Origin of the sequence: Candidatus Poriferisodalis sp. (assembly GCF_965262965.1) — a bacterium.
Taxonomy (GTDB): Bacteria; Actinomycetota; Acidimicrobiia; order Acidimicrobiales; family Poriferisodalaceae; genus Poriferisodalis.
This window is the reverse complement of record NZ_OZ253573.1, coordinates 3,261,826-3,288,737: the sequence shown is the minus strand read 5'-3', so window position 1 is coordinate 3,288,737 and position 26,912 is coordinate 3,261,826. Positions and strand designations below refer to the sequence as shown.

The following is a 26,912-nucleotide window of genomic DNA, read 5'->3' as shown; positions in this document are numbered from 1 at the left end:
GCAACACCACACCGACGTCAGGCCAACGCATGAGCGATGCCACGCACACGGGTGCCAGCAAAGTCCCGAATGACCCCTCAGTCGACGACACCGCCGACGAGATCATCGACACGTTGCGTCGCTGGGTGGATGACGTTGTCGTGCCGGGATCCTCGGCGCTCGAGCTTGCCGACGAGTACCCCACCGAGATGGCCGAACAGATGGAGGCGTTCGGTCTGTTCGGCGCGACCATCGGTGAATCGCACGGCGGACTCGACCTCGATCACCTCACCTACGCACGAGTGATCGAGGAACTCTCGCGGGGCTGGATGTCGCTCGCAGGCATCGTCAACAGCCACCTCATCTGCGCCAAGCTCATCTCGCGGTTCGGCACCGCAGACCAGCAGGACCGCTCGCTGCCGCGCATGGCCACCGGCAAGCTGCGCGGCTGTTTCTCGCTGTCCGAACCCGACAGCGGCTCCGACGCCGCCGCCCTGCGCTGCCGAGCCGTCCGCGACGGTGACGAGTTCGTCATCAACGGCACGAAGATGTGGGTCACCAACGGCGAGCGCGCTGGCATCGTGGCGCTGTTGGCGCGCGTGCCCGAAGGCGACGCGTCCGGCAGCTCGGGCATCACCTGCTTCCTGGTGGACAAGACGCCCGGCAAGACCTCGGGAGGCATCACCGTCAGCCGCAAGATCGACAAGATCGGGTACCGCGGCATCGAGACCGTCGAGATGTCCTACGTGGACCACCGAGTGCCCGCTGACCGGATTCTTGGAGGCGATGGTCTTGGCGGCGATGGTCCCGATGGTGCCGGGGGCATCGGCAACGGGCTTCGCTGGGCACTCGCCGCGCTGGAGCTGGGCCGCATCAATGTCGCCGCCCGCGGCGTCGGCGTCGCCCAGGCTGCCTACGACGCCGCGGTGGCCTACGCCAAGGAGCGTGAGGCCTTCGGGAAGCCCATCGCCAAGCACCAGGCCATCGCATTCAAGATCGCCGAAATGGCAACCAAGCTTCACGCGGCACGGCTCATGACCTATGACGCCGCACGCAAGGCTGACGCCGGCGAGCGGGTCGATCTCGCTGCGGGCATGGCCAAGCTGTTCGCCTCGGAGACCGCGGCCGAGTTGGCGTTGGACGCCATGCGCATTCACGGCGGCAACGGCTACAGCACCGAATATCCGGTGGAGCGCTACTACCGAGATGCTCCCCTCATGATCATCGGCGAGGGCACCAGCGAGATCCAGAAGCTCGTCATCAGCCGGGCGCTGCTCGCCGACGATTGAGCGTCGCGGCGCGGTGTGCTGTGACACTGTGCGCATAGGTTGACGACCACGCACATGGAGGCATGGGAAATGGCAGACCGCAAGTCCTTCTGGGCGTGGTGCCTGGAATCCGAAGAACCGACCGACGCTGATCGGGCGGCACTGGCAGCGAAGCTGTCCGCCGAGTACGGCACGCAGATCACGGCCAAGCCGGTGCCGTCAGTGGACGACGCCGATCTGCGCGCCCCGCGCATCCCGATTCCGGACTCGGTCGCCGACTGGTGCTCAACGAGCACCTACGACCGGGCCCGTTACGCCTACGGCGCCCACTTCACCGAGCGCGTGCGGGCCTTCAACCTCGACTTCCCCAATCCGCCCGACGTCGTGGCTCACCCTCGCAACGAGACCGAGGTGGAAGCCACGCTGGACTGGTGCGATGCCAACGGCTACATCGCCGTGCCGTACGGAGGCGGATCGTCGGTGGTCTGGGGCCTCGCGCCGCCGCAGGATCGCGGGCCGACGGTCATCATCTCGCTCGATCAGCTGGACCAAGTGCTCGAGATCGACGACGTGTCGCGCGCGGCTCGCATCCAAGCCGGCGTGTTCGGACCGCATCTCGAAGACCAGCTGCGCCCCAGCGGGCACACGTTGCGGCACTTTCCGCAGTCGTTCCGTTTCTCGACCCTCGGCGGTTGGATCGCCACCCGCTCCGGCGGCCACTACGCCACCAATCACACCCACATCGACGAGTTCGTGGAATCGGCACGGATGATCACACCCTCGGGCTGGTGGGAGTCACGCCGCCTGCCCGGGTCGGGGGCGGGCCCCAGCCCCGACCGCATGGTGATCGGCTCGGAGGGCATCTACGGGATCATCACCGAGGCGTGGATGCGAATCCAGAAGCGGCCCACGTTCCGGGCCACCGCCGGAATCACGTTCCCGTCATGGGAAGCCGGATATGAGGCCGTCCGACACCTCGTCCAGGCAAAGCTGTGGCCCGCCAATCTGCGAATTCTCGACCCTGCAGAGGCCAGCCGGGCTGCTGGAATGGACGGCCAGAATGCGCTGGTCATTGTGTCGTTCGAGTCAGCAGAGCTGACCCAGCGCCACAACATCGCACAAGCAGCCGAGATCGCACGCAACTGCGGTGGGCACCTTCCTGACGACGAGATCCACATCGACGACGGCACGGGAACTCCCACGGGTCGCGGCGGCGCCGTCGGGGCGTGGCGCAATGCGTTCATCGGCGTCGGCAATGGTGTCGAGACCTCGCTGGGCCTCATCAACGACACCTTCGAGACCGCGATCACCTGGGACCAGTGGCCCGAATTCGACGCCGTTGTGCGTGAAAAGGTAGGCGCTGTGCTGGCTGAGGTGTTCGGCAAGCACCACTCGCTGTCGTGCCGGTTCACCCACGTGTACACCGACGGCCCTGCGCCGTACTACACGTGGTCAGGCATGGGCACCCAGGGCGGCGAGCTCGAGCAGTGGCAGTCCGTCAAGGACGCCGCCAACGAAGCGCTCGTGTCTGCGGGCGGAACCTCCACCCACCACCATGCGGTGGGCCGCATGCACCGGCCGAACGCCTACGACCGCCAGCGCCCCGAGCTGTTCGCCGAGGCCATCCGAGCCGCGAAGAAGCGCCTCGACCCCAACGGCATCCTGAACCCCGGCGTCCTCATCGACCCCTAGAACGCGACGAGCGGCCGCCGTCGTCGGCCTGCTCGGAACGGAACGAGGGCCCACGGGCGCCACACGCCCATCGGCCCTCTCCGTGGCTGATGCTTGTCGACTCCCTGACTGGGGGCCGGTGCCGTCTGGCACCGGCCCCACCGCAGTCAGTGAGTGCTTGCCGTGCCGTCCCTCACAGGGACCGCGCTCGGCCTACCTGCAGCGCCTGCCTAGCGGCAGCCGCCGTTGTCCTTGTCCCAGGCACAGTTGCCTGAGGCGCCGTTCACGTCGATGACGAGCGACACGACCCAGGACGCAGAACTCGAGTCGTACTGACTGAAGTCCGTGCCCTCGATCGGGAAGGCGTCGGCGTTGCCGTTCATGGCGAACGTGATGCCGTCGAGGAATATCGGATGGTGGATATTGATCGATCGCACCGCCAGCATGAAGTTCGTGCGTGTCAGGCCACCCGGCAGCTCTGCGGCGATGCGCAGCGCCTCGACGTACGGGTAGCCGATCATGTAGCCGTTGCCGAACATCGCGATGTCAGGATCGAGATCGTTCGCCTCCAAGCTCGCACGGACGAACTGGATGAACGCATCGTTCTCGATCAGCACCGGGTCGGTGGTGTCCTTGACACCGCCGCCGACGATCAGCCAGCCGTTGCCGTCATCGCCCGCAGGGGAAATCCAGCTCGCTGGCGCCTTGCAGACCGACGGTGTGAACGCTGCGGACAGCTCCTCCTTCAGACCCGAGGCCGCGACTTCCTGAATCGCCAGCAGGCAGGCATTGCCTGCCGTCATCGAGATGAACACGTCCGGGTTGTTCGCCGAAATCGTCGTGACCTCGTTGGTGATGGTCGGTGCCGCAGGATCGTGCCGCACGGGGACGAACTCGCTGACCACATCCGGATTGTTGTGGGCGTACTCCTCGAAGCCCAGCTCGTAGGCAAGACCGAAGTCGTTGTCCATGATCAGGCCCGCAACGACCACCGGAAGCTCGTCGGCAAGGTTCTCCTTGATCCAGTTGCCCCACAGCACCGCTTCAGTCGAGTACGACAGGATGCTGCCGGTTGTCCACGGGTGAATTTCAGGGTCGCCCCAGGCCGGGTGACCCGTCCACACGAACGGCTGTGGGATGCACTCTGCGTTCAGCGTGTCGTACACGGCCAGCGTGTTCGGCGATCCCAGCGTGTGGATCGAGAAGACGTTGTCGTTCTCGATCAGCTCGTCCACGAACTCGATGGTCTGCGCGGCGACATAGGCATCGTCATAGGACTTCATCACGACATTGCGACCGGCAATACCGCCCACGGAGTTGACGTGCCCGAGATACGTCTGCCAGCCCAAGCGAGCGTTGCCGTACAGCGCCAGCGTGCCCGACTGCGGGCCCGTCTGGCCGATGCGGATCTCGTCATCGGTAATGCCCTCGGTGTTCGACCAGTCGCCTGGGCACTCGTTGAGGTCAATGGTGAAGCCCGCGGCGCCACGCAGGATCTTGTCGTCTCCGACGCCGTACTCGCCGGATTCGATCTTCGCGGTCAGCTCCTCGATGATGACCGCACGATTGTGCTCGGCCTCTTCCCAGATGCCGTCGATGGTGGAGCGATCGAACTCCATCATGTCGTCCATCTCGTCGTCGACCATCTCGTCATCTTCTTGCGACGCCTGCTCGACGACGTCCTGGCTGAGACCGCCGGCCTCTTCCTCTGGCTCGTCGCCGGCCATCTCCTCCTCTTCGTCGGCCATGTCCTCTTCGTCGGCCATCTCCTCGTCTTCGACCATCTCCTCTTCGGCGTCGGCCTCAGTGGCAGCGCCGTCGTCGTCGTCATCGCCTCCGCCGCATGCGGCCGCGACAAGCGAGAACGCGAAGAGCAAAGCCAATAGGCGAAGCAGTCGGTTCTTGGAAAGTTGCATCAGTCCATCCCTCCTAGGTGGATTGCATTCCACGACAGGACCCCTTGGGGCATCGATTCGTCCTCGTCCCCCAGAGCAAGGCCGTCGCGTCAGTGCCGCGAGAGTAATCGCGATACGCGCGGCCATCTTGCGTGAGTCGCGACGATCCCATGACATTTTCGTGGCGCGGCTCTACGCCGCGGCCCATCGCGACAGCCTGACCGGCGAGTCGGGGGGCATTTCCGGCCCCACAGCACTGTTGGGCCAACCCGCCTAGCGTGACCGCCATGGAATGGGGAGTCACACTGCCGCACCTGGGCCACATCGCTACGCGTGATGCGCTTATCGAGTTCTCGACCGCCGTCGACGATCTGGGTTTCGACTCAGGCTGGGCTTCGGACCACGTCTGCTGGCCCGCCGAGCTCGTCTCGCAGTACCCGTACAGTGACGATGGCTCGTTCCCAGCGCCGCCCAAGACGGGCTGGCTCGACCCGATCGGAACGCTGCAGTTCGTTGCTGCGGTGACCCAGAACCTGCGCTTGGGCTTCAGCGTGCTGATCCTGCCGTACCGACCGCCGGTCGAGACTGCCAAGCGGCTGGCCACCATCGACGTGCTGTCGGGCGGACGGCTGATCCTGGGTGTCGGCGTCGGCTGGATGCGCGAGGAGGCTGAGGTGCTGGGAATGCCGTGGGACCGGCGTGGCAAGCGCTCTGACGAGCAACTCGAGGTGTTCCAGAGGTTGTTCGGCGAGGACGACCCCAGCTACGACGGCGAGTTCTATTCATTCCCAACCGTCGGGTTCGAGCCGAAGCCAGTGCAGGACCCAGTGCCGGTGTGGGTGGGAGGCAACTCGGCGGCCGCCTACCGGAGAGTGGCGCAGTTCGGACACGGCTTCCACGCGGCGTTCGAGACGCTGGACGAAGTTGGCGCCGGATGGGCGGCCGTCGGCGAGGAATGTGACGTCGCCGGTCGCGACCGCAGCGAGATCACACTGTCGCTTCGCTACTACCTCGACCCGGCGGCAGTCATGAAACCGGCCGTGTCGATCGCGGGCAGCATCGAGCAGATGATCGACAGCGTCGCGCAGGTCGCCGAGACCGGCGTCACACACTTGGTGCTCGACCCTGTCGCTCGCGGCGGCGTCGCGGGCCGTCTCGACGCGCTGCGCGCCTTCATGTCCGACGTCGCGCCCCACTTCGATTGACACACTGAGGCGCCAGCCGGGCCGGTTCGGCGGCACACTCTTCGATCGTGCTGTCGGCTTCCTCGCTCGCCAAGTCGTATCCGCCGCGACGGCTGTTCAGCGATGTCGACGTGCAACTCGAGGCGGGACGCCGAATTGCGCTGGTGGGCGGCAACGGCATCGGGAAGACGACTCTGCTCGAAATCCTCGCAGGCGTCGGCCAGCCCGACGAAGGCCAGGTGCACGTCCGCGGCGGCACCCGGATTGGCTACCTGCCCCAAGAGCTCGACGAGGCAGGCGACGGCACTGTGCTGGAAACGACGCTCGCAGGAGCCGGCGACTTCACCGAGATGTCGGCCGAGCTGGGGCGGCTCTCCGAGCGGATGGCTGACGTCGATGCCTCTGACCACGATGACGTGGTGTCGCGGTACGGCGAACTCGAAGCCCGCTTCCGCCAGCTCGGCGGGTACGGCTTCGAAGCCGAAGCGCACCGTGTGCTGGCGGGACTCGGCTTCGCTTCCGAGGACGCGGATCGGCCAGTCCGGCAGCTATCGGGTGGATGGCGGATGCGTGTGGCGCTCGCGCGTCTGCTGCTTTCAGCGCCCGACATCCTCCTCCTTGACGAGCCCACCAACCACCTCGACGTCGACTCGGTGGCCTGGCTCGAGGACCAGCTCGCCGCGTGGGCGGGCGCGCTGCTGTTCGTCAGCCACGACCGCGACTTCATCGACGCCGTGGCAAACCGGGTCATCGAGATGGACGGCGTCGGCGCCTACGAGCATGTCGGCGGCTTTGCCGAATTCGTCGCCGCCCGAGAGGAACGATTGGCGGCCGCGGAGGCGGCAGCCGCCGCACAGTCGCGGCGCCGGGCGCACACCGAGCGATTCATCGAACGCTTCCGGTACAAGGCCACCAAGGCACGCCAGGTCCAGAGCCGCATCAAGGCGCTCGACAAACTTGAAGAGATCGAAGTTCCCGACCGCAAGGAGCTCGCGGCTCGGTTCGGATTCGGCACACCGCGCCGCTCGTCACGCGTCGTGATGGAACTCATCGGCGCTGCGATCGGCTATCCCGACGGGGACGAGCCCGTGCTGACCGGCGTCGATCTGGTCATCGAACGTGGCACCAAGATCGGCGTTGTCGGACCGAATGGCGCGGGCAAGACCACGCTGCTGCGCGTCCTGCAAGGTGAGTTGGACGTGGTCGGCGGCGAGATGCACCGCGGCCGCAACGTGGACATGGCCACATTCGCTCAGCACCTCGCCGAGGTGATGAACCCTCGACGCACGGTGGTAGAAGAATTCACAGCGTCTGTCGGCGTCCAGCCGGGCCGCAATGTGCGCACCATGCTCGGCGGCTTCGGATTCGCCGGCGATGCCGCTGACCGCAAGGTGGCAGAGCTGTCCGGGGGCGAGCGCACCCGGTTGGCGCTTGCCATCACCATGGCAAATCCGGTCAACCTGCTCGTGCTTGACGAGCCGACCAACCACCTCGACCTCCCTAGCTGCGACCTGCTCGAGGATGCGCTGTCGGTGTATCCCGGGACGGTCCTGCTGGTCACGCACGATCGGCACCTGATCCGCAACGTCGCCGACTCGCTCGTGGTGGTGCGCGACGGCACCGCGGGGTGGCATCCGGGCGTCGACGAGGACCTGCTCCGGCCGCCCGGTCTCGGTCCGAAGCGCACCGCCGGCGGAACCACAAGGCCTCGGGAACAAACGAGCCGATCCGCGGCGACTACCGCTGCGTCGCGCCCTTCGTCGAGTCGATCATCGGCGGCGGAACGACGACGGGACGAAGCACGCCAACGCCAGAGCGCGCACGACGCAACCGCCGATCTGCGCCGGGAATTGGCTGCAGCCGAGCGACTCTGGGAAGCCGCGGAACACCGTATCGCCGAGCTGCAAGCTCGCCTCGGCGACTCGGCCACCTACGAAGACCCAGACCTCGCCCGCAAAGTCGCTGAGGACTACGGATCTGCCAAGTCCGCGGCGTCGCGTCACATGGCAGAGTGCGAGGCGCTCCAACGGCGTATCGACCGCATCACCGCCCAGCTGTAACCGCGGCGCGACCTCGACGGTGCCGACGTCGAGGGCGCGCCAGTCATCTCACTCGGGTCTGCCGCTGCGGCGATGAGGACTACCAGCCCGCGCAGCCCTCGCCCGGCGGCGTCACATCAACGTGGTCGACCGACACACTGCGACCGCGATCACCGACACCGGTCTCGAACGTCACCAAGCACGCGGTGCCGTTGCTGGGCATGCCCATCGGGGCGCCCGGGTACCACGCGATGACCTCGCCGACGGACACGTCGGTGGTCACGTGCCAGTGGCCGAGCGCGACGTAGTCAGCCCCAGTTGCCTCGATCTCTTCGGCGGCGATCGGCGACGATCGGTGCGCGTCGTCTGCGGTCCGTTGGAAATGACCATGCCCTGCGGCGATGAACCAGCCTCTATCCGGACGAAGCGGCACACCGGCGAGGGGCCGGTAGTCCGAATCGTGTGAGTCCATCGCCCGTCCCCACAAGGTCAGGTCGTGCTCATCGAAGTGCAGGGTCGCGCCTTCGGGATCGTCGAGAAAGATCACTCCGGCGCCGGTGACCTCGAGCCGATGCTCATGGTCGGCGTGGGTACCCCACAACGTCCGCTCGTCATGGACGTCGTGGTTGCCAGGGATGATCACGACCGACGCGTCGAGGTCACCGAGCAGATTCATCGTGTGCGCAACGTCGGACCGCTTCAGCCGAGCGTGGTCGAAGAGGTCGCCGGCGATCAGCAGTACGTCGGCGTCGTGGGCCGCGGCGGTCTCGACCAAGGCGTGAATAGAGCACTGACAGACATCGCGGTGCGTCCCGTGGGGTCCCCGGACATGACCCACGTGAACATCGGATGTGTGCAGGACCCGCAATGTGTGTCCGGTTTCGGGCAACGCCTTCGGCAACCCAGTCTCGGCCAATCCCTTCACAGCGAAACAGCTTGCCACGGCGCGCTGCCGGGGACTTCGCCCCGAGACTTCGGCCCCAGCCTTTTGCCCCAGCCTTCGACTCGTCACAGTGGTGAACCGCCTGTCAACCGGGTGTCAGCCGTGCGACTACACCCGTTTGCGGGCCATACATCCACATGTCACCCCTGGGCGCTACCTTCGACACGGTGCGGATCTTGGTGACCAACGATGACGGCATCGAGTCCGAGGGCCTGCACGTGCTCGCCAGCGCCATGACCGCACACGGCGATGTCGTGGTCGTGGCTCCCGATTCGGAGTATTCGGGCGCCGGAGCTGCCATCGGGCCGTTGCACATCATGGATCCGCAGGTGCACAAGGTCCGGTTCGAAGGCATTGCCGATGCCTGGGCAGTCTCGGGGGCACCGGCGCTGTGTGTGATGTTTGCCCGCCTCGGAGCATTCGGACCCGTCGACCTCGTCGTGTCGGGCATCAATCCCGGCGCGAACGTGGGCCGCTCGGTGTACCACTCGGGCACGGTGGGCGCAGTGCTGACGGGCCGGAACGGCAATATTCCGGGTTTGGCGGTCAGCCAGACTGTCGACGGCTTCGGTGTCGAGGGGCAGGGCTGGGAGGACGCCATCGCCGACCAGAAGTGGCACTCGGCAGCCGAGATCGCGAGCGTCGTGCTGGGCGGCCTGCTGGCCGACCATCAGCGAGAGGTGTGGGCCGTCAACTTGAACGTGCCGAACCTCGAAGTGTCCGAGATGAAGGGGTGGCGCTTCACTGAGGTCGGCACCCAGCCGCCGCGGTCGATCACCTCAGTCAACCTCGAGCCTCACCCGGACAATACCGAGGCATTCCGCGTGGCGATGAACTGGGGCGATGCCGTCGACCTGCCCATCGAGATCGACACGGGCGCCGTGGTGCACGATCGGATCTCCGTGTCATTTCTGTCCAGGATCGCCGCCGAGACACCGCCGGTGGATTCGAAACTCGCCGCCTGCCTCGACGGGCTGTTCTGACACCGCCGAATCGGGGGGTCTCCGTCGCGGAGGCCCCATCGCAGAGATCTCATCGCGGAGGCCTCTCAGCGACCCCCAGCCAAGCCGCTGCGGAGTGCTCGTTCAGACGTTGACGCGCCAGCCGTTCACTCGAATGCGCCGTACTACCCCCACTACTGCAACCACCGCAAGCGTCAACGCCACGATCGTTCCCCATTGAGCCAGATCGCCGTAGTCGCGGTGCTCGACTGCGAGCCCAGAACCCACGCCGGCGGCCGCGCCGAGCGCAGTCATCAGCACATCGGCGGTGGCCTGAACGCTGACGCGACGCTCCACCGAGAACGACACGGTGAGCAGCGAGCTTGCGGCCACCACGCAGCAACTCCAGCCGATGCCCACGAAGAACAGACCTGACAGATGCCCAGTGGCATGAGCAGCATCGGTGTTGGCGGCAGTCTGTGCACCGAACGCGAGCACGATCGCTCCGATGACAATGACCGGCTGGCCGCCGATTCGGTCAACGAGCCAGCCGACGTACGGCGAGAAGGCGAACATGCCCGCAATGTGCAGAGACAGCATGACGCCGATGAGCAGCTCGTTCTGATCGCCTTGAGCCATGTGAATCGGCGACACCGTCATGATGCCCACCATCACGGCTTGGGACAGCATCATTGCGATGAGCGCGACCGAAGCAACCGGGTGCGCCAGGATTCGACCGGCCTCGGACAGGCTCGGCAGCTTGACGCTCACAGCACCCGCGTCGGCAGCCACGACATGCAAGGGGTCGGGGCGCAGGCGACTCGAGATCGTGAACGCAGCGACTCCGAACAGAACCAGCGCCATCGCGTACGGCAATGCGAAGCCTCGAAGCGAGTCGCTGTCGGCGAGCAAGCCCTTGACACCGAGCGCAACAGTGGGCCCGAGCACCGAGCCGACCGTGCTGGCCCACAGCACCAAGCTGATCGACTTCGCTCGATTCTCGTCGGTCGCGAGGTCTGCCCCGGCGTAGCGAGACGCTAGGTTCGCTGCCTGGCCGGTGCCGATGAGCACCATGCCGATCACGAGAATCGAGTAGCGCCCGGCGAAGGCCGAGAGCAGTGCCAGCGTCGCGCCGATTGCGCCCGTCAGGTAGCCGGCACGAAGCCCTATCCGGCGGCCGTGACGTGCCATGAGCACAGCGATCGGCAGGCCGGCGAGCGTGCCGCCGATGCTGAGACACACCGCTGCGAGTGAGGCTTTCGTCTCGCTGCCCGTCATCTGCTGGGCGAGCAGTGTCGAGGCGGAGAACGACGCGGTCATCGCCAAGCCGCCGGGAATGACGCCGGCCTGCAGCACCCGAACCGTGCGCCGTGCCAGCTCGGCGCGCTCGGGCGAGCCGGGGAGGTAGGCGGCCTGGTCGCCCGGGGCCGACATGGACTGTGTCATCGCCCGTACCCTCCCTGCGGGTGTCAGCTCCTGACGGAGACCGCCTGCGAAAACTACAGGCAGCAGGCAATTCGCGCCGGGACGCTGCGGTGTCATGACGGCGGGATTGGCGCCTGACGAGGCGTGACAGAGTTCGAAAGAAGGCACACGACATGCGAGACATCACCGGGTCCGTGGCGATGATCAGCGGAGCCAATCGGGGCATCGGCGCGGCACTCGCCGCGGCGCTGCACGCCGACGGCTGGGCGCTGTCGCTGGGGGCGCGCGACCTCTCGTCTCTCGAGGAGTCGGCCGCGGCGTATCGGACCGATTCGAGCGGCACTCCCGCGGTGAGCCTGCACCACTACGAGGTGACCGACCGAGCCGGCGCCGATCGCTGGACAGCCGAGACGCTCGACGACCATGGCCGCATCGACTGCCTCATCAACAACGCGGGCGTCGCTTCGACCGACACCCTCGACGAGCTGACCGAGGAAACCCTCGACCTGCTGTGGGAGGTCAACGCGAAGGGCCCGTTCCGCATGATCCGGGCTGCGTTGCCGCACCTGCGTCGCAGCGGCGAAGGTCGGATCGTGAACGTGATCTCGATGTCAGGCAAACGGGTTCGGGGCACGTTCGCCCCTGGGTACGCCATGAGCAAGCACGCCGCGATGTCGCTGCACCATTCGGTCCGCCACGAGACCTTCGGTGACGGGATCCGTTGCACCGCAGTCTGCCCCGGCTACGTCCAGACCGACATGACGGCAGAATTCGGCGTCGACCCTTCGATCATGATTCAGGCAGACGACCTCGCTCACACAGTCGCGACCATCCTGCGACTGCCGAACACGGCGTCGGTGGCCGAGCTGCTGGTCACCACCGAACCCGAGACGATCGCTTAGGGCGCTGCCGGCCGGCGGCGCTCTTTGACCAGTTCGGTGGCCTCGTCTCTGCCGTCGTGCAAGGTACCGAACCACTTGTCCATGGGCACCAGCGACGTGCCGTAATTGCAGTCGAAGAACCGGTGGTGGAGCGTGTGAAAGCGGTTGCCGCCGGCGACGGTGCGCCCGCCGGCCACGACATATCGGTCGAATCCCGAGTGCGACGGAGCGGGCGACAGCAGCAGGTAGGTGGCGGTCAACGTGATCGGCCCTTCGTCGTTTTGTGGGATGAGGGTGGGTTGAGGGTCCGTTTGTAGGGGTCGAGGCCCTGGGGGGATCGGTGTTTGGAGACGCCGAACCCTGGAGGGCCTCGATGAAGCGTGATGTTGTGTCGGTGCGGCTGTGGCTGCCGCGGACTGAGGTGCTGGGGGTGGTCGTCGACGCGCCTGAGCGGCTGGTGGTTCGGGTGCGTTCGACGGTGCGCCGCCCGTGCTGTTCTGATTGCGGGACCCCGAGCGGGAAGGTTCATGATCGCCGGGACCGCGAGGTCCGGGACTTGGAGGTGGCGCGCCGGCTGGTGGCCGACGCGCGGGCGATGACGGTCAACGCCGCAGCTCGCCGCCACGCGCTGAGCTGGAGGCTGGTCAACGCGCTGGTGGTGGCCTGGGCAGGTCTGGTCGCCGACCGCCGGCGGCGGCAGAGGTGCCGGGTGCTGGTGGTGGAGGGGACCTCGATCCGCGAACGGCACCGGTACGTCACGGTGCTGGCGAACGGCGACGCCGGCGAGGTGCTCGCCATGGTGCCCCACCGCGATGCCCAGGCGCTGTCGGGGTTTCTGGCCGCGCAAGGGCCCCGATGGTGCAAAGCCGTGAAGGTCGTGGTGTGCGACGGCTCCAAGGCGTACAAGGCCGCGATCGAGGTGCGGCTCGGCCATGCCCGCCATGTGCTGGACAGGTTCCACGTGATCAGATGGTTCGCGGCGGGGCTCACCGCGGTGCGCCGCGACGTGCAGCGCCGCCCCGAGGGCTCAGTGCCCGCGTTCGACCCCGAAGTGTTCCGGGCGCGGTTCTTGCTGATGCGCCGACCCGACAAGCTCGACGCGGCCGAGCAGTCCCGCCTCGACGCGCTGTTCGCCGCCCATCCGCGGCTCAAAGCAGCCTGGGACGCGCTCGCCGAGCTGCACGGCCTCTACCTTGCCGACGACCGCGAAGGCGCCCTCGCCGCGCTCGACCGGTTCGCCGACATCTACCGCACCGGGCTGATCCCCGAGTTCAGCGACACCGTCGACACCTTCCTCGCCTGGCACAACCAGATCCTCGCCTGGCACCAAACGGGGCGGCCCCCCAACGGCCGCATCGACCGCACCAACAACCTGCTCCAGGTCCTGCGCCGCAAAGCCCACGGCTTCACCAACTACGCCAACTTCGAAGCCCGCGGCCTTCTCCTAACATGAACCCCGCCGAGCCCAGCAGCCCCAATCCCAAAAAAGACGAAGGCTCACGTGATCAGGTACGGGTTCGCGGGGATCAGCAGGAACATCGCCACCGTCAGCGCTGCGGTGTACGCGACGTTCGCGAGGCCGCCGCTCGCCGACACCGTCCAGATGCGGTCATTGGCGTACAGCCATAGCATCAGCGATTCGTACAGCGTTGCGATGGCGCACGCGCTGACCAGCGACCAGAACACGTTGTCGCGGGTCTGATTGCGGAACAGGAACGGTCGTCGCCCGACTGACAGCCAGCGCTCGTCGTACTTGTGCTGGGTGCCCTGGCTGCGACGGATGTACAGCCGCCAGTGCAGGCTCCCCACGATCGCAACCATGAGCCCGCCATTGCGCAGGTACACCAACCCGATTGCCCAGATTTCGGGCGTCGCGAAACGGTCGACCGACGGTGTCAGCCAGAGCCAGGCCACGACGCCGGCAGCGATCCACAACCCGTTCTGCCACCAGAAGAACTGAGTGAGAAGCCAGCGCGCCATGGCCAGCGGTCGAGGCGGCCGTTCATAGAGCGGCGCAAGCGTGACTTCCCCGATACCCACGGCGCGGAGCCCACGGCCACGCGCAGCGGTGTCTGGCCATCGATTGCGCTGCATGTTTGCGTAGATCCCGTACCTGATGCCGTTCGGAAAATCAGTCCCGAGGTGTTGCTGCAACAACGCGATGTACCTAGCGTCAGTCCAATGAGCAGTGGGCCGGGAACGAGGTCTTCGAAAGCCACTTGGCGCCGCTGGATCCGTCATCATCGGCAGCCGGTGTCCGAGCGTTCGGCGACGGCTGTGGTGGCAGGCCTGCAGGACTTCATCGAACAGTTCGACGAGCGTTCGGCCGCTGCGGGGCGGCCAACGGCAGCCAGTGGAGGTTTGATCCTCTTCTACCGGGCAATGCCGCACGAACTGTCGCTCGACGGTCTGGCCGAAGCGGTCGGGTGGCAGCGGTTCGCCGTGACGCGGACGCCGCCTGACGGGCCATTGACTTTGCATCCGGCGGTGGGCGCCGTGGAGCAGCATCGGCACGGCTTCCCACAGCCCACCGCTGACGCCTTCGAGTTGCAGCCGCGGCACATTTCGCTGGCGCTCGTGCCGGGCGTGGCGTTCGACTTGCGTGGCACGCGGCTGGGGCACGGCGTGGGTTACTACGACCGATTGTTGGCGCGCCTGCCCGACGAGTGCCCCCGTGTCGGAGTGGCCACACGCGAGCTGGTCTTTGACCATCTGCCGATGGAAGCCCACGATGTGGCGATGACCCACCTCGCCACCGAGGGCGGCGTCGTCGCCCTCGACCCCAACAGCGGCTAGTAGCTGGCGTCCCCGAATCGCGGACGACCAGTCAGTGGGTTGTGATGGTCATCTCGACAGTACGGTGGGCAGCGCCGCAGCCGAACGGGCCCGAACCGTCCTGGCCAAGAACGCGACACCCCGCTTGCGAAAGGAGCCGACATGGCGACACAACTGCGCCGCTACGACGTCGTCGAGGGCGAGATGGATTCGTTACTCGAGTGGTTCCCCGACATCATCGCCGTGCGGGCGAAGTTTGGTTTCAAGGTCGAGTTCATGTATGCCGACCGTGAGAACAATCAGCTCGTCTGGGCAGTCAGCCACCCCGGCGACTACGAAGCCGCCTACCAGGAATTCGCAGCGTCGCCCGAGCGGGCGGCCGTATTCGCCGGCCAGCCGGAACGAGTCACGGGCATGACCGTGTCGATGGTGGACACCGTCATCGCCCCCGGTTCAGACTGACGGCGAGCCTGACCGGACTGACCGGCACCTGGTTCGAGATGCGGCTAGCGCGGCGGTGGGAGCACGCCCATCCAACACACAACGCCGATGTCATCTTCTGAGATGGCCGAGGAAGTTGACGGCAATTCGACTGGCAAGAGTCCGTGGAAGTCGACAACCTCGGAGATCCGAATGGCCGCTGTGGCTCCGTCGATCGACCCATCGTCCAGCGTCCGCCTGACTTCGCCGAGGTCCCTTCGCACGGCGGTGCTGCGCTCGACGGCCAGCGCCTCGAAGACCTCGTTCGCCGACGGCGGCTGCGGAACTGATGGATCCGCCAATAGTCCCCGTGCCCACCGCTGAATGGGTCCTAGCGACCGACCCTCAAGCAGCGCCTGGACTCCTTCATTGTGATCGTCGATGATCGACTGAACTGCGTCACTCCAAGCTGATTCAAGATCAAGATCCGGTGCGTCAACGCCAGGGGCAGAGCCCGGGTCGATGCGGCGCAGAATGGTCGCCGGGACCGAGGACATCTGCCCATCGTCAGCGACGTAACGCCAGTGTTTATGACCATCGGGCGTCCGGCAAGCGAAGAAGACGCCCGACGGGCCTACTGATGGAACCGCCGGGCCTTGCACGAACTGCGAACCGATTCCCCAGGGCAGGTTGAGCAGCCGCTCAATCTCGCCTTCAGCAGCCGCTCGCTGGAGCTCTGCCCGCAGCAGTTCGCCGCTGAGCACCTGGCCTTCAGCGGCCGGGTCATCTTCATCTAGCAGGGTTGCGTCGTCACTCTCAAGACGCAAGGCATAGGAGCGGATCTCCTCTTCCACTTGCGTGTCGGTGACTTCAATCTCCATTCCGTAAGGTCGCGCTGCCACAATCTTGCGCTGAATCGCCGCTTCGAGCCGAAGGATCATTTCGAGATCGCCAGGTTCGGGGAGCATCGACACCAGTGACACCGTGTCATGCGGGCTCTTCAGCCGAACCACCCGGCCGTATCGCTGTACGACGCGCTGGGGGTTCCACGGCATGTCGTAGCTGACCACCGCCGCCGCCTGTTGGAGGTTTTGCCCCTCCGAGAGCACGTCGTTGCTCAGCAGCAAGTCGACTTCGCCGTCGGGCGGCTCGTAGTCGGGGCGAATGACGGTCACCGGGCAAAAGCGAGCCAGCAACCCGGTGCGTTGATCGGGATCAGTCTCGGCGCCGATCACGGTCACGCGTTCGCGCCCATCAGCGGCGTCTGGCAAGTGCTCGTCGAGATAACGGACGGTGTCGGCGAAGGTCGAGAAAACGACGACCTTGTCCGATGGCACCTCGCGAAGCACTCGCTTCAGCAGTTCCAGCTTGGGATCTCCTGCTGCGTCGAGTGCGTCGAGTGCGTCAGCACACGCTTCCAGCACGTCACGGTCGCCAGCGACATAGTCTCGGTACGACTCCAGGAAATCCTCAGTCGACTCGGATACGAATTCGTCCATTTCGTCGTCGAGCCAACCGGCGAGGCCCGACTCGTCGAGGTCAGCCAGAGTCGCCTGCCGGAGCGACTCGCCGCTGAGGACATATCCGTTGTCCCATGCTTCGAGGAACACGTCATGAGCCGCGAGCATTCGACGCACGGTCAAGAGGCACGCATGCCAGCACGACTCGAATCGCTTGAGTACCGCCGATTGCAGCAGTGCGCTGAGCACCGCTTCTCGGCCGGTCTCAGAGTCATCGCGTCGGTACGCGCTGGGCCGATAGCGGGCCATCGTCAGCTGGCCGAGACTGTCGGTGATGGTCTGCACAAGATCGGGGAATGCGGCATCGAGGTCGTAACGCTCTGTGGACAGCTCTGGTTCAGGGAATGCAACAGGTGTCCCGTCGGGAAACGTTGCACCCGGGTAGTGCCGCTCAATGAAGTGCCGGTCTCGACGCACGCTGACGAGATCGGCCAGCTCGAACAGAACGTCAGGATCGAGATTCTCGGCGTCTCGCTCGTTGGCACCAGCTCGGATGAACAGATTCCGAAGCGACGGAATCCCCCATGCTGCAAACGCGCGGTCATGACGGGCGAACGTCATGACCAAGTGGTATAGGTCCCACAGACCGTTGTTGATGGGTGTGGCACTCAACAGCGCTAGATCCTTCTGAACCCCGCCAAGCAAGCGCGACATAGCACGGTACCAAGTGGTCCCCGGAGTACGAAGCGCATGCCCCTCGTCGACGACTACCAATCGGTAGGCGTCCTTGTCGCTGTGGAGGTGCAGTTGTGGGTTCGCAGTTCCTGAGGTCGCGAGTTGTTCGTCTGATGCCAGCTGGTGGAAGCTGACGACCTCGGCAGGCAGACGAGCCCGCGTGAGCCGACCGCGCCAGTGCTCGACAAGCTGTGCCGGAGTGACGACGAGCGCGTGGAGGCCCCGGCGCAAGGCGTATTCCTCGACCAGTGCAAGGCCGATCTCGGTCTTTCCGGTTCCGACTCCGTCGGCGTAGATCACGCCGTGGTGGCGTTCGAGTATGCGCAGCGCTCGGTTGAACCCGTCCCGCTGGAACGCGGCTAGCTCAATGGCACCGGGCGAAGGGCTTTCAGGTTCATCCGTCTCCCCTCCGAGCAGTTCCACGAGTGCCCGCAGGTACACCGTCCGAGGATTGACGAGGCCGATGTCGGGATACAACAGCTCCCGCAACTCCGCCTTGAAGTCGACGGCTTCTTCCCAGAGTGCATCGAACCACGACACAGCCCGGCCTGCGACGTTCGGGCTGTAGTCGACGAGCCCGAGCTCGAGGTTTGAGAACAGGCCAGCACGCGTGAGATTCGCCGAAGTGACAAGCGCAGCCCGGGCATTCTCGGCATCACCGAAGAGATACGCCTTGCCGTGCAGGAAGCGCTTTGTGTAGCGGCGGACCTGGACGTGATCGTCATCCAGCCAGGTGTCGAGTGCGGCCAGCTGCGCCGCTGCCCTGCTGGGCGGGAACCGAGCCAGGTCCCGGTCGTGGCGCAGGCCGGCGAGTGTCGTCTCGAACAGCGTGTTGGGGAACTGCGCTCCGAGCGCCGGCGCGGGAGTGGCACCGATCAATAGACGCACCTGTCGGCCATCGTCGACTGCTGTTGCGAGATGCGCGAGCCCGCCGAGACTGACAAATCCGGTGGCCACCGACAGGCCGTCATCGACGCTGATGTCGTCGAGAAGGAATGTGAGCGCTTCGGCGTGGCGAGTCGAGTCTCCGAAGTTGTCGAGCAAGTCAGGACGGGACGGCACGGTCTCAGCTCAGTTCGAGCAGCCGCGCAACAAGAGCCTCGCGGTAGGCCGGCGCCACAGCATCAGTGGTGAAGTCGGCAAGAATCGTCTCCAGGTCGTCATGGGTGAGTTGCCACGCCCGTGCGACACGCGCGTCGATGTCGATGCGCAGGTGCTCGCGCTCGTCGGCCGCCAACGGGCCGTATTCGACACCAACGGCCGTAGCGAATTGTGCGAAGCGGTCATCTACCGCAGAGAGCCGAGCCGCAGCGTTGGCAACGGCCGAGTAGGCGGCGTCATCAAGATTGGGTACGACCAGCGACTCCAGTAGAAAGAAATTCATGTTGATCTCGACGTAGCGACGCACCTGCCAGTCAAAGGGCAGGCTGTTGATGATGCCGAGACAGGCAGCTTGGGTCATCTCGTCGCCGTCGACGAATGCGATATACGGCGCTTTGTTGGTCAGCAGGACCTCAGGGGGAACCAAGCAAGCGCGGGCAGTCCTGCTGTCGTCGGAGCGCGACACATCGCGGAATGCCAGCCGGGCGCGTTCGAGTTCGGAACGAACCGCTCTTCGACGCACCGCCAACTTGACATGGTCAGCGATGAGCGAACCGCTGCCTGGTCGGGGCTTGCGAATCTTCTTGAGCACTGCAGCACTGGCCGGGCACTTGCGGGCCGCCGCGCCGTGCGGTTCGTACTGGTCGAAGCTCTCGCCCTTCCACAACTGTCGACCCCCTCTGGCACTTCGCCAAAGGGGCTTGTCTTTGGTCTCATGCAGCTCGGCTACGCCGAAGCACATCCATCTTCCGCCCGAACCAAGGGGAAATCTCGAACCCGTGCGCAACTTGGCCAAGAGGTCAGCTTCGGCCTGCGACCTCAGACGCGGCGTCAGCCAACCGTCGCCAAGCGATGCGACCGCCACAGGCACCCCGATGACGCAGCCTGAGCTGCCCAGGCCTCGTTCGAATCCGCGATCCCGAGCATCGCAACAATGTGCCCAGCGGGCGGCCGTTGGCTTTGGGCGGTGACGAGTGCGACGCCGAATTGCGGGTGAGTCTCAAACGCCCACAGCCGCCGATTAATCAATGTGTCGATTCGGCGAGCCGTCATCTCGGTATAGAGCCAGTTGCGAAATCCCTCCGAACCTTGCGTCACGAACGCCGACCTCGGCAACACCACGCCGATCATCCCGCCCTCCCGGACGAGATTGCGGTACCGCTGGCAGAAGTACTTGTAGAGGTCGGGGTCGCCGCCTGTCGAAACGTACTCACCTGCCTTCAGCGCGGCCCGCTCGACACCGAGTCGCTCTCGCTCCTCTTCCAGCATGCTGGCGAGTTCGGGTCGATCATCGAGAAGTTCGTCGATCGCCGCTTGTCGCTCGCGGTTGGGGAGGCCTCGAAGCCCAGGCAAGTGCAATCCATAGAACGCAAGTTCTTCAACCGTCACTTCTTCCCACGGCGGATTGCCTACGACAGCATCGAAGCCGCTGCGCTCGCCTGCGAAGACCTGCGGAAACTCCAGCGGCCAGTGCAGGAAACGGTGCTCTGCTGCAAGCCGGGTCGCTGTTTCAAGTTTGCTGCGAATGTCATCGCCCATCGTGCCAGCGATGACATCGGAACCCGACACCTCCGCCGCCTCCCGCGCGCCGACAACCTCGAAACCCTCGGCCGTCCACAGGTCGAATAGGCGTCGCATGCCGGCGGTTGCTACCGCGGTCTCGGCGTCGGCAGCCTTGCTTGCCTCAACTTCGCTGGGTGTGCGGTCGTCGATCTCAGCTACTCGCTCCGCTGCCTCGGAGGCGTCCGCCAGCGCCGTTCGCAGTGACTGCTCTTGGAATGTGCCCTCCGGCACAACACTGGATGCTGAGGCGACACCAATGAGCGCATTCCCGACGACGACGTTGCGGCCCAAGTACGCCAGCGACAGTCCGGGGACGAATGTGGCGAGCCACAGCGACAATGTGGCGATCTCAGCGCCCATTGGACTCACATCGGTCCCGTACACACAGTGCTTGAGCAGCAACCTGCGCAAAAGGGCCGCGTCGGTGGCCTCGACGCCCGCTCGCGCTTGGGACCGCAGGCCATTGATCGACTCTCGGATCTTCGGCAACGGCGTTTCGGCGAGGAACGTAACCGTGCTCTCGGCGAGTAGGTCGATGACTTCGACCAAGAAATGCGCGCTGCCGCAGGCAGGGTCGAGCACCGCGAAGTCGAGCAGTCGATTGGCTGCGGCGACCGGGTCGTCCTTCGCAACGTGCCGTACCCCGTCGAGGTGACTTTCGAATGCAGGCAGGACCGCCTGGCGCACTAGATGCTTCACCAGCGGCACCGGCGTGTAGTAGACGCCACCGGACTTGCGACCGCCCTCGTGGGTTTGCCACAACAACGATCCTGAGACGATTTCAGGCTCGTCGTTGACGGCGGCGACGTATCGCTCTTGTCTGAGGTCGTACCGCAGCGGACGATCTGCCACGGTGAGCTGCAGACTCAGCAGCGTCTCGTAGATGTGACCGATGTGAGCGATCTCCAATGAGGAGTAGTCGACGCCGCGGCCCGTCTCTGCATCGATGCCGACCGCTGTCAATACCTCGGCAAAGCAACGGTCGTCGAGTTCGATCTCCTCGAGGAGCGCTGCACCCTCAAAATCTCTGTTTGAGAAGAGAGCGCCGTTGTAGGCGGGCACTCCCCACGCCGGGTTGCCAGTGCGGAGTGCTCGAACCAGCGTACCGAAGCTGGACCACAGACCGGTCGAAGCGTCGCTGACATCGTCTTGTGTCTGTTGCGCTTCAGCCACGAGTTCGGCCAGCGAATGCCGACGGTAGGTCGCGTCATCAGTCGGCAAGTAGCGCGAGCTCTCGGCGTAGAGCACGAACAGCAGCCTGAACAGCAGGGTGAGTGCTGCGCGCTGAAGCTCCTGCCTGAATTCATCGTCATCAAGGTCAGCGCCAGTCTGAGCCACCCAACGCTCAAGCCCGGCTGCCAGCGCGGGTAACGCATCGTGGCGAATGGTGCGGTCGAGTCGGCGTCGCAGTGCCGAGCCAAACGACTGAGCCTCATCCTGCAATTCGGTGAAGCCACCCTCAGCCAGGTAGCGAGGGGCGAGCAGTGCGAGGTATGCGCGGCGTTCGTCGCCGAGCAACTGAGCGTCGAGGTCCAGCCATTCCGCCGTCGAGGCTGCAGGGTCGCAGTCAAAGAGGCGATAACGATTCCGGCAGGCAAGCAGCCCGTATCGAGCACCTCGTGACCGGCAGTCTGTTGCCAACACGCCTTCAGGCGGGCGACCGACATCGTCAAGTCGCATGAAGTCGCTCGGATCCGCCTTGGGATGCACTACGGCCACGGGACTGCCGTCGAATCGAAGCAAGTACCCACGCGGCTCGAGGGTTTCGATCTCGTAGCCGAGCCCGGCGGGCACGGAGCGCCAATCGCCGTCCCAGCGCACGTCTTGAAGCGCTTCGGCAGCGAAGAGGCCGAACGTTGGATCATCCAGAATGCGGTGCTCGAGCATGTGCCGGGTAAGCAATCCCGACACCAGCAGACCTCGGCCTGCGAGACGCACAACTTCGGTGGCGATGTGACGCGACGCCTCCAGCGACGGCATGGCCGCTGCCCGTTCGATTGCGGACGCAAGCCCTTCGCAATCCATTGAACGAAATGGCTCAGTCGCTGCGCGTGGGCCGAGTACCAGGACGCTCCCATCGGTCTTCGAGTCGTCGAAGACGAGCAGGTATCCCAACTCCGAATTGCCGACCCGTTCGCGCCACCGGGCACGCATGAATGTCTCGCCGGCCTTGGATGCCATCGCGACTTCGAGGTGACCGAAGCGGACCGTCCGTGATGCGCCGGGGCCAGGCGGCACCTCCTGTGCCACTCTGCGCGCCACCAGCCGGCTCAGCAGCTCATCGGCGTTCACGGGTCGCAAGGGTACGTGCCGTCTGACAGCGAGTACCTGACCGTCCATGACCCTCCTCGCGAGCGCTCATGCATGCGCATGCGACAGCGGGAAGTGCCAGCTCCGAAACTAAAGACCTTGAGTGTCACGACCAAATTGATTTCGACAAGACGTGGGCCACGAAAGGCAGAATCGCACGCCGAGTTCGATGTCTCGGGCCGCTCGCGTGTGGCTCATACAGCTTCGACACATGGACGCTGGCATCAGCCCCTGAGGGGAGCCGGGTTGCCTGACCACGACCTCACCGCTTCACCGATGCCCTGAACGGCAGGGCGGGGCACAAGTGGAATCACCTGGCTGACACTGGTCGCTACACGGTGCTGGACAGAAATCGACGCCTAGCTACGCTGCGTCTCCTCCGGACTCCTTCACTCCTCCCCGACGATGTGCGGACACCCGATTTCAACGCGGCAGCCGCGAGCTCGGGGAATCAGCCCGAGACCGTTACCTGTGCAGTCGTTGCGACTCGCAGCGAAGCGAGGCTGTGGCTCGAGCGAACTCATTCCGGCGAACTGGAGGGCGTCGGAACCGTATCTTGGGGATCGACGGCCAAGCAGCGATTTCGAGCTGCGGTGGCGGGGACCCCCAACACCCAGACGAGCAAGGCGCTTGTCATCTTGGATTGGCTGCGCCGGAAGCTGCCCTCCGACCATCCGGCACACACATTTGGACGCAGTTGAACGCGGCAGGGTCACGAACCTGGGGCGTCTCGCAGGCGATCCTTATGTACGAAGCCGCGTGGGCTTCGAATTTGCGGGCGACACTATTTCTCTTCGTACCGAAGTCGACACCGTCGTGGATCGGCTCGCGCAGGTCGTCAAAGACTTGGCGACTGGGACCACCGCTAGAGCTTGCCGTCGTTGCCCGGGGTTGGTTTGCCGCGGTAGCTTTCTTTTTTGATGCAGAGGTCTTTGACTGAAGATGTTGCGGTGAATCAAGCGGTGAACGACTCGTCTTGTCCGCGCTATGAGAGCCGGGGGCGGGCCGGCTCGACGGCGCGGGACCGCCTCTCTCTCCCCCATCTCGTTGGCAGCGCTATCCGCGAGCCGATCGGACTGCTGGGCGGCTCGCGGACGCCGGTCTCGCGGTGACTCGCGCCATCCGCAACGGCCGCGCCCGCCCGCGCCGGCCGACGGGTGCGCTGGCCGCGTTCCTGCTGCTGCTCACGACGCTGGCTATGGCCACGCCCCCGGCCCAGGCGCAGGCGCAGACCACGGTGACGCTGGTGTCGAACGCCGGCCAGACTCTTAGCGGAGGATTCAGCAATTATTTCCAGGCGCAGAGCTTCACGACTGGGAGCAACACCGGCGGATACACGCTGTCTGAGGTCCGCATTCATCTGAACGATGCAGCACTTCAATTTTTCGGTCATGGGACGGCGGTCAAAATCCGGGAGAACAACCGCAGTGACCAACCAGGCGATGAGGTCGCTCTGCTCACGAACCCGGCCACCCTCACCGATGGCGCCGTGAACACCTTCACGGTGCCGGCGAACACCACCCTTTCGGCGAGCACGGTCTACTGGGTGTCCGTCAACGACGGCGTCACTGGAATACCCACCACGAGCTTCAGTTTTACGAGCAGCAACGCTCAGACGGGTCTGGCGGGCTGGTCCCTCGCCGATACACGGTTATCGTGGGCTATTGCGGATAACAATTGGGAAAGTCCGCATGTATTGCTGCTGTCCATGGAGCTCAAGGGCTACGCGAATGCGCCGCCCGCCAACAGCGCGCCGGTGTTCTCGGCCTCTTCGCTGGCGCGCAGCGTTGAGGAGAACGCGGCGGCGGGCGTGAATGTGGGCGCGGCTGTTCCGGCGGCGACCGACGCGGATTCGGGCGACACGCTGACTTACACGATGGAGGGCGCGGACCGCGGCTCGTTCAGCTTCGATGCGGCGACGCGGCGTATCAAGACGAAGTCGGGCGTGAATTATGACTTCGAGATCAAGAACAGCTATTCGGTGACGATCAAGGTCTCGGACGGCACGGCCAGCGGCACGGTGGCGGTCACTATCGCCCTCACCGACGCGGCCGAGGCGCCGTCGCGGCCTGTCGCGCCGGCGGTGTCGGCGACGTCGGGCTCGACGACGAGCCTGGATGCGAGCTGGAGCGCGCCGGGCCGCGACGGGGGACCCGCGCTGGTCGGCTACGGCGTCCAGTATCGGGCGGGTTCGAGCGGTGTGTTCATGTCGTGGTCGCATTCGGGGACGTCTACGTCGGCGACGATCACGGGCCTGTCCGCCGGCACGGCCTACGAGGTTCGGGTGCGGGCTCTCAACGGGGAGACGCCCAGCGGTTGGTCGCCGTCGGGCTCGGGCCGCACCGGCCCGCCCGCCGCCAGCCCGCCCACCCGCAGCGTGCCGTTCTTCCCGGTGCCCGACACCGATGGCGGCGGCGGCAGGGCCAGGCCGAGTCTTGTGGATTTTGAGTGGACGGTGGAACATGACATCGAGAGCCTCGACGGCGGTCAGGGCCGGCCGACGGGTTCGTGGTCCGACGGTGCCGTTTTCTGGATCGCCGACAGCGACGGCGACGGCGAGGTCTACGCCTACGGCCTGGGCACGGGCGAGCGGGTCGAGGGGAGCGAGTTCGTGCTCGACGACGCGAACCGCGCCCCTCGCGGCTTGTGGTCCCGGACGGGGACCGTCTGGGTGTCCGACAGCGGCCAGGACCGTGTCTTCGCCTACGATCTCGACAGCGGCGACCGCCTCGCCGAGCGCGAGATCGCGTTGGATCAGGCCAACGGCGATGTGCGCGGCATCTGGTCCGACGGCGGGACCTTGTGGGTGCTGGACCGGGCGCGGGCGCTTTTCGCCTATGACCTGGCGGGCGGGCATCTGCTCGCGCGCTACCTGCTCGACCGCGCCAACAGCGATCCCCGCGACCTGTGGTCCGACGGTGTCACTGTCTGGGTCTCCGATCATGGCGCCGAGCGTCTGTTCGCCTACCGGCTGCCCGTCGTGCCCGCGCAGCCGGGCGCGGTCAGCGCCGCGCAGGCCGACAGCGGCGAGCCGCGGCTTCTCGAGCGTGTCCCTCGTGAGGAGTTCGGGGAGCTTTCCGGCGCCGGCAACAGCAGTCCTAGCGGGATCTGGTCCGACGGCGACGTCATGTACGTGGTCGACGACAGGGACCGCCGCGTCTACACCTACAACATGCCCGACGCCATCGACGCGCGCCTCGCCGCGCTCTGGCTCAGCGGCGTCGACTTCGGCGGGTTCGACCGCGACCGCACCGACTATGTCGCCGTCGCCGAGGGCGTGACCGAGACCGTCGTGACCGCCGAAGCGACACAGCGCCGCGCCGATGTCGAGATCAAGCCCGGCGACAGCGACGCCGACGGCGGCCACCAGGTCGCGCTCGGCGGCCTCGCGCAGATCACCGTCACGGTGACCTCCGCCGACGCCAGCCGCACCAAGACCTACCGTGTCGCCTTCTTCGCTGTGCCCGCGGACGTCGACGCGCCCGGGCTGCACCTGGCCGGCGCACACCCGTGGGTGGCATCGGACTGCTCCGGCGACGTGCCGATCATCGTGGCCTCCGACGCCGACGCGCAGTCGGACATCTACTCAGCAGTCACCCTGGCAGGGATCATCGGCACGGACTGCATAGTGCTCGCCGGCGCCCGCGAAGCGTCCATGCCCCAAAGCCAAGCCGCACGGCTCGCCGCAGCAGCACACGGCGGCTACGTCGTCGGCGGCCCAGCAGCAGTGCCCCCCGCCAAGCTCGGTGACCGCGATATGTCACGAATCTGGGGCGGCAACCGGTGGTCGACTGCGCAGAAGGTCGGCGATCAAGCGATCCGACTGGCCGGAGGCACTCCCGCGGAGGCGTCTGCTGCCCAACCGGCGCCGCTGCCCGCAGACGTCGGCGCGCCAGGGCTGCACCTGGCCGGCGCACACCCGTGGGTGGCGTCGGACTGCTCCGGGGACACGCCCATCGTGGTGGCTTCGGATGCCAAGGCACAATCCGACATCTACTCAGCAGTCACCCTGGCAGGGATCATCGGCACCGACTGCGTGATACTGGCCGGCGCACGCGAAGCGCCCATGCCCCACAGCCAAGCGACACGGCTGGCCGCAGCAGCAGATGGCGGCTACGTCATCGGCGGCCAAGCCGCGGTGCCCGCCGCCAAAATCGCCGACCGCGACCGCATTACCCGCATCGCCGGCCCGAACCGCTGGCGGACCGCCCAAAAAGTCGGACACCAAGCACGCACACTCACCAACAGCACCCAATAAACCACGGCGAACTCCATCGGTGGTTGCAAGTGAACGGTCATGATGGCCGTTGCCAACACATGCA

At 65.8% G+C, this 26,912-nt stretch carries 18 protein-coding genes; 10 read left to right on the top strand and 8 right to left on the bottom strand.

Going from position 1 to position 26,912, the window contains the following annotated elements:
- Positions 1 to 29: 29 nt before the first annotated feature.
- Both ACQY5K_RS15740 and ACQY5K_RS15735 read left to right on the top strand, forming a co-directional pair.
- On the top strand, positions 30 to 1,268 hold the full coding sequence (locus ACQY5K_RS15740) for an acyl-CoA dehydrogenase family protein (RefSeq protein WP_428117148.1): 1,239 nt from the start codon (positions 30 to 32) through the stop codon (positions 1,266 to 1,268).
- Positions 1,269 to 1,322: 54 nt separating this feature from the next.
- On the top strand, positions 1,323 to 2,939 hold the full coding sequence (locus tag ACQY5K_RS15735) for an FAD-binding oxidoreductase (RefSeq protein WP_428117145.1): 1,617 nt from the start codon (positions 1,323 to 1,325) through the stop codon (positions 2,937 to 2,939).
- A gap of 209 nt (positions 2,940 to 3,148) precedes the next feature.
- Here the strand turns inward: ACQY5K_RS15735 and ACQY5K_RS15730 are convergent, their stop codons facing one another.
- Entirely contained in the window at positions 3,149 to 4,834 is a 1,686-nt protein-coding gene (locus ACQY5K_RS15730) for an ABC transporter substrate-binding protein (protein WP_428117142.1), read from the bottom strand.
- Between the two features lie 266 nt (positions 4,835 to 5,100).
- Between ACQY5K_RS15730 and ACQY5K_RS15725 the strand changes: the two genes are divergently transcribed.
- Positions 5,101 to 6,018: an LLM class F420-dependent oxidoreductase gene (locus tag ACQY5K_RS15725; protein WP_419920990.1), complete on the top strand. Its 918-nt coding sequence runs from the start codon at positions 5,101 to 5,103 to the stop codon at positions 6,016 to 6,018.
- Between the two features lie 47 nt (positions 6,019 to 6,065).
- Positions 6,066 to 8,057 (top strand): ABC-F family ATP-binding cassette domain-containing protein, encoded by a 1,992-nt coding sequence (locus ACQY5K_RS15720; RefSeq protein WP_428117139.1) that lies wholly within the window; start codon positions 6,066 to 6,068, stop codon positions 8,055 to 8,057.
- 79 nt (positions 8,058 to 8,136) lie between these two features.
- Here the strand turns inward: ACQY5K_RS15720 and ACQY5K_RS15715 are convergent, their stop codons facing one another.
- Positions 8,137 to 8,961 carry a metallophosphoesterase family protein gene (locus tag ACQY5K_RS15715; protein ID WP_428117136.1) on the bottom strand — a complete coding sequence of 275 codons (825 nt, stop codon included), beginning with the start codon at positions 8,959 to 8,961 and terminating at the stop codon, positions 8,137 to 8,139.
- Positions 8,962 to 9,146: 185 nt separating this feature from the next.
- Here ACQY5K_RS15715 and surE point away from each other — a divergent pair, with 185 nt between their 5' ends.
- Positions 9,147 to 9,962, top strand: coding sequence for a 5'/3'-nucleotidase SurE (gene surE, locus ACQY5K_RS15710; RefSeq protein ID WP_428117133.1), 816 nt, complete (start codon positions 9,147 to 9,149; stop codon positions 9,960 to 9,962).
- A gap of 102 nt (positions 9,963 to 10,064) precedes the next feature.
- On the opposite strand, the gene ACQY5K_RS15705 is transcribed toward surE, so the two are convergent.
- Positions 10,065 to 11,366, bottom strand: a complete 1,302-nt coding sequence (locus ACQY5K_RS15705) for an MFS transporter (RefSeq protein ID WP_428117131.1) — start codon at positions 11,364 to 11,366, stop codon at positions 10,065 to 10,067.
- Positions 11,367 to 11,518: 152 nt separating this feature from the next.
- On the opposite strand from ACQY5K_RS15705, the gene ACQY5K_RS15700 reads away from it, so the two are divergent.
- A complete protein-coding gene (locus tag ACQY5K_RS15700) occupies positions 11,519 to 12,247 on the top strand; it encodes an SDR family NAD(P)-dependent oxidoreductase (protein WP_428117128.1) in 729 nt (242 codons plus the stop codon).
- Here ACQY5K_RS15700 and ACQY5K_RS15695 read toward each other — a convergent pair.
- A complete protein-coding gene (locus ACQY5K_RS15695) occupies positions 12,244 to 12,486 on the bottom strand; it encodes a hypothetical protein (RefSeq protein WP_428117125.1) in 243 nt (80 codons plus the stop codon). The genes ACQY5K_RS15700 and ACQY5K_RS15695 overlap by 4 nt on opposite strands.
- A gap of 113 nt (positions 12,487 to 12,599) precedes the next feature.
- Between ACQY5K_RS15695 and ACQY5K_RS15690 the strand changes: the two genes are divergently transcribed.
- Positions 12,600 to 13,679 carry an ISL3 family transposase gene (locus ACQY5K_RS15690; RefSeq protein WP_428117123.1) on the top strand — a complete coding sequence of 360 codons (1,080 nt, stop codon included), beginning with the start codon at positions 12,600 to 12,602 and terminating at the stop codon, positions 13,677 to 13,679.
- Positions 13,680 to 13,723: 44 nt separating this feature from the next.
- Here the strand turns inward: ACQY5K_RS15690 and ACQY5K_RS15685 are convergent, their stop codons facing one another.
- Positions 13,724 to 14,266: a hypothetical protein gene (locus ACQY5K_RS15685; RefSeq protein WP_428117120.1), complete on the bottom strand. Its 543-nt coding sequence runs from the start codon at positions 14,264 to 14,266 to the stop codon at positions 13,724 to 13,726.
- A 141-nt stretch (positions 14,267 to 14,407) separates the two neighbouring features.
- Between ACQY5K_RS15685 and ACQY5K_RS15680 the strand changes: the two genes are divergently transcribed.
- The gene (locus ACQY5K_RS15680; protein ID WP_428117118.1) at positions 14,408 to 15,022 is read left to right on the top strand and encodes a 5-formyltetrahydrofolate cyclo-ligase; all 615 of its coding nucleotides are present in this window, start codon (positions 14,408 to 14,410) and stop codon (positions 15,020 to 15,022) included.
- A 141-nt stretch (positions 15,023 to 15,163) separates the two neighbouring features.
- Positions 15,164 to 15,463, top strand: coding sequence for a hypothetical protein (locus ACQY5K_RS15675; RefSeq protein ID WP_428117116.1), 300 nt, complete (start codon positions 15,164 to 15,166; stop codon positions 15,461 to 15,463).
- A gap of 44 nt (positions 15,464 to 15,507) precedes the next feature.
- Here ACQY5K_RS15675 and ACQY5K_RS15670 read toward each other — a convergent pair whose 3' ends face one another.
- From ACQY5K_RS15670 to ACQY5K_RS15660, 3 genes are all read right to left on the bottom strand, one after another.
- Entirely contained in the window at positions 15,508 to 18,678 is a 3,171-nt protein-coding gene (locus tag ACQY5K_RS15670; RefSeq protein WP_428117113.1) for a helicase-related protein, read from the bottom strand.
- A 4-nt stretch (positions 18,679 to 18,682) separates the two neighbouring features.
- Positions 18,683 to 19,384 carry a hypothetical protein gene (locus tag ACQY5K_RS15665; protein ID WP_428117111.1) on the bottom strand — a complete coding sequence of 234 codons (702 nt, stop codon included), beginning with the start codon at positions 19,382 to 19,384 and terminating at the stop codon, positions 18,683 to 18,685.
- Between the two features lie 164 nt (positions 19,385 to 19,548).
- Positions 19,549 to 22,572, bottom strand: a complete 3,024-nt coding sequence (locus tag ACQY5K_RS15660) for an Eco57I restriction-modification methylase domain-containing protein (RefSeq protein ID WP_428117108.1) — start codon at positions 22,570 to 22,572, stop codon at positions 19,549 to 19,551.
- Between the two features lie 1,126 nt (positions 22,573 to 23,698).
- On the opposite strand from ACQY5K_RS15660, the gene ACQY5K_RS15655 reads away from it, so the two are divergent.
- Positions 23,699 to 26,848, top strand: coding sequence for a choice-of-anchor R domain-containing protein (locus ACQY5K_RS15655; protein WP_428117105.1), 3,150 nt, complete (start codon positions 23,699 to 23,701; stop codon positions 26,846 to 26,848).
- Positions 26,849 to 26,912: the final 64 nt, after the last annotated feature.